Origin of the sequence: Escherichia sp. MOD1-EC6475 (assembly GCF_003046645.1) — a bacterium.
Lineage (GTDB): Bacteria > Pseudomonadota > Gammaproteobacteria > Enterobacterales > Enterobacteriaceae > Escherichia > Escherichia ruysiae.
The window spans coordinates 1-3,745 of the sequence record NZ_PZKQ01000090.1; the positions used below are offsets into that span (position 1 = coordinate 1).

Below are 3,745 nucleotides of genomic sequence, written 5' to 3' on the forward strand. Positions count from 1 at the left end.
GGCTTCGACAGTGAAACAGTACAGGACGTAATGCTGGGAGCGGTGGAACGCCGCTTCGGCAACGAGCTTCCGGCGTCTCCAGTGGAGTGGCTGACGGATAATGGTTCATGCTACCGGGCTAATGAAACACGGCAGTTTGCCCGGATGTTGGGGCTTGAACCGAAGAACACGGCAGTGCGGAGTCCGGAGAGTAACGGAATAGCAGAGAGCTTCGTGAAAACGATAAAGCGTGACTACATCAGTATCATGCCTAAACCAGACGGGTTAACGGCAGCAAAGAACCTTGCAGAGGCGTTCGAGCATTATAACGAATGGCATCCGCATAGTGCGCTGGGTTATCGCTCGCCACGGGAATATCTGCGGCAGCAGGCCAGTAATGGGTTAAGTGATAACAGGTGTCTGGAAATATAGGGGCAAATCCATCAATAATACTATGGTTTACGGGGATCCGGCAAAATGGAGTCGGGATTTCTGGTTACTTGGTTCCGGGAATAAAGTAGTTGTTAATGGGGGGACTTTTGGGAATACAGGGCGTATCCCGTTGGTGGCAACTAACGCTGCTGGTAACACGTTTATCTACAACAGTACTGATGGCAATAGCTACATCGCTAAAACGACTGGCGCGGCTATCACTGTAACCCTTGAACCTAAATTCCTTAGCAAAACTCTGGATCTTACATCCGATGTGGTCTTTGCAAATAGTGGCCCAGTTACTGGTGGAACCAAGGACATTAAGTTCACTAAGAGTGGTAACATTGCTACGGTAGAATTTAATATCACCATCCCTGACATATCTGGCAAAGTAGGTCAACTTTTGATAAATGGCTTACCTTATGCTGCGGCACAGTCTGGTAGCGGTAGTGTATCTATAGCTTTAGGTCTTGCCACAGGGGTTGGTAATATCACTTGTGTAATACTAAGGGATGACAACCAAATTATGTTTTACAAGTCAACTACAACTAGTGGTGTGTCTTCAGCTCTAGGTCCATCTGACTTAATTAATGGGAGTAGTTTAAGGGGGAGCATTACTTACTCCTGCGTGTCTGACTGGGATTAACCTTCTAAAGGTTAATTTTGAAAGTGCATTTGTATGCCCCCCCTCATGAAAATTATCTAATTCCCGAGAGGGGGGGGGGACTTATTTGCAACTAATCTTTCTAAAATCAATGACAAAATACTTGTCATTCACAAATGTATTATACATTTGTCCTTTTGAAACCATTTTCATTTCGCATGGGTTAATCGTATAATTGGCATTCTCTATGGGATTCTGTATACCAAACATTTTTATCATACCTTTTCCCCACCATCCATTATTATAGTAAAGAGGAACAACTGAAGAGAGGGAGGGAAATCTTCTTATAGCATTATCTCTTTGCGGAGATGAAGGTTGCACTCCAAAAAACATGATGGTTTTTGTGGCCTCTGGATCGTTACGTGATATTTCCTCTGCCATGATATACGATAAAAAATAATCAAATTTATTTTGAGCGTCCATAGCACTTCCAAATGCGTATGAGTAGACTAGAAGCGGTAATACGAAAGGTGTTGATAATATGATATGATGCTTAAAGTTTTTAATTAAAGAAAAATAAGATATGCCAACTAATAGCATAAATCCGCTAAACGAAGCCATGACTCTATCTGAGAATACTGGATATTTTAATAAACATAAATGTATTGCAGCAAATGCCATTATTATTAATGGAGATATCAATAACAAAATAATTATAATTAAATTTAAAAATGATCTTCTGTTATTGTTAAATATTCCAATGGCTGTCTTTATAATAAATATTGAAACTGTAGCCAAGGAAATTAATGAAAGTAATAGCATGCCATTAACATATAGCAACACCATTGATAAAAATGCCAATGCATTATTTATGAAAATATTAATTCCTTCACGATCAATACTTATTAATGTGGAGTGCTCAATGTTATATTCTCCGAATACGAAGTGAGCTGAAATGTTGCTATATATAAAGTATCCAACAAGTAATTGCGCAGCTCTACATAAAATATCTATAATTAGGTCTAGTTGTTTTGTGTATTGCTTATTAGATGCGTTAATTATGAATTCTATTACTGCCAGACACACAAAAAATCCTATAACAGCCTGGTACAGGCAAAGGGATATAACAACGAAAGAAACTGAGAAAAACCATTTTAATAATTTTGAACTGTACGATAGGAACGGGAGCAGCATAAGTGACAACGCTGCTATCATTGGTACAACATCGAATTTATAAGATAAATTTTCAAGCAGAAAAGGGTTTGCAATAATTAGAAAGCATATAACGGCTGAAGCTATGCTATTAAAGTGGTTAAGGTTTGAACGAAAATATAAATATGCGCATATAATAAAAATTATTATCCCGATAAATAATGTAAGCGGAGAAATGTCAATTGTTGACTCTGCATTCAAGTTAACTAAAGACATTAATAGGTCCGCAAGAGGTCTTCCATTTGAACTCCATCCAAAATAACCATCCTGTGCTCTTCCAAGATCGTCTATGTAGTATCTATTGGCAATTATTATCGGGATGATATAAATAAAACAAAGAGATGATAAATATATTAAAAATAATTTACCTTTTGAGTCCATATGATATTTAATAATTTTATGGCCAGTAATTAATTTGCTCATTGTATAATCCATGTGATTCCGTAGTTTGTCTATTTTTTAATGATATATCTTGGTCTTGATTTAGACTCTATATATATTCTACCTATATACTCACCAAGAACCCCTATCCCAATCAGTTGTACACCGCCTAAAAAGAGGATTGATACAAGTAAAGATGGGTATCCACGAACAGAATTACCAAAAATTAGAGTGTCAAAAATCATCCATGAGCCATATATAAATGCTAGCCCAGCGACTAATAAACCAATATACGTCCACATGCGAAGAGGGAAGGTCGAGAAGCTCGTGATACCCTCAAGTGCTAGGTTCCACAATTTCCATCCATTGAATTTAGAGTCACCGGCAACACGTTCTGCCCTCGCGTATTCCACAACATCTGTGCGACCGCCAACCCAACTCAGCACACCTTTCATAAAAAGGTTGCGCTCTGGCATAAGCTTAATGTTTTCGACAACTTCACGGCTCATTAACCGGAAATCGCCGACATTCTCCTCGATCTTTGGGTTGCTTATTTTGTTGTGCAATTTATAAAACCACTCTGCTGTTTTGCGTTTCAGTCGTCCGTCAGTTGAGCGATCAGTTCGCTTAGCCAGCACCATATCAGAGCCTGCCTGCCACTTTTCGATGAGGTGGGGAATAACCTCAATCGGATCTTGCAGGTCAACATCAATTGGAATTACAGCATCTCCGGTTGCATGGTCTAGCCCTGCAAACAATGCTGGTTCTTTACCAAAGTTTCGTGTAAATGACAGCGGAACAACCAGCGGGTCTGAAACAGCCAGAGCATTAATAATTGACTCCGTAGCGTCTTTGCTTCCGTCATTTATGAAAACAATTTCCACTTCATATGGCTTCAACTCTTCGAATTCACGTACCGTTTTATAAAAAATTGGTATCGCTTCTTCTTCATTGAAGACAGGAACTACAAGAGATATCTTCATTTCGTATCCCTAAAGACAATGAACTTTGAATAGACGAAACCGCACACCAGACTGATGGCGGAGAAGGTGATAAGAGTGATAATTGGAGGAAATGAGCACTTATCAGCAGCCCATCCAACAGTAGCACTCAGTGTTCCTGGATTTGCCCCTATAT

Annotated in this window: 4 protein-coding genes and 1 pseudogene; 2 read left to right on the top strand and 3 right to left on the bottom strand. The window is 39.3% G+C overall.

All coding sequences use genetic code 11. From position 1 onward, the window contains the following. Together A7589_RS21855 and A7589_RS21860 are read left to right on the top strand one after the other, a co-directional pair. Positions 1–411: IS3 family transposase (locus A7589_RS21855; RefSeq protein ID WP_001417832.1), on the top strand; the 411-nt coding region annotated here is incomplete at its 5' end. Continuing rightward, on the top strand, positions 386–1,057 hold the full coding sequence (locus tag A7589_RS21860) for a hypothetical protein (protein WP_133174901.1): 672 nt from the start codon (positions 386–388) through the stop codon (positions 1,055–1,057). The genes A7589_RS21855 and A7589_RS21860, both read left to right, overlap by 26 nt. A gap of 81 nt (positions 1,058–1,138) precedes the next feature. Here the strand turns inward: A7589_RS21860 and A7589_RS21865 are convergent, their stop codons facing one another. The 3 genes and pseudogenes from A7589_RS21865 to A7589_RS21875 all read right to left on the bottom strand — a co-directional run. Further along, entirely contained in the window at positions 1,139–2,650 is a 1,512-nt protein-coding gene (locus A7589_RS21865) for a glucosyltransferase domain-containing protein (protein ID WP_165797967.1), read from the bottom strand. Between the two features lie 29 nt (positions 2,651–2,679). Further along, entirely contained in the window at positions 2,680–3,591 is a 912-nt protein-coding gene (locus tag A7589_RS21870; protein WP_021550979.1) for a glycosyltransferase family 2 protein, read from the bottom strand. Further along, positions 3,588–3,745: pseudogene (locus tag A7589_RS21875) on the bottom strand (GtrA family protein); the annotation flags it as partial. The pseudogene A7589_RS21875 and the gene A7589_RS21870, both read right to left, overlap by 4 nt.

What these genes read in the sequence shown, in the direction of transcription:
- A7589_RS21865 (WP_165797967.1), bottom strand. Translation starts at nt 2,650, where the DNA reads ATGAGCAAATTAATTACTGGCCATAAAATTATTAAATATCATATGGAC.
- A7589_RS21870 (WP_021550979.1), bottom strand. Translation starts at nt 3,591, where the DNA reads ATGAAGATATCTCTTGTAGTTCCTGTCTTCAATGAAGAAGAAGCGATA.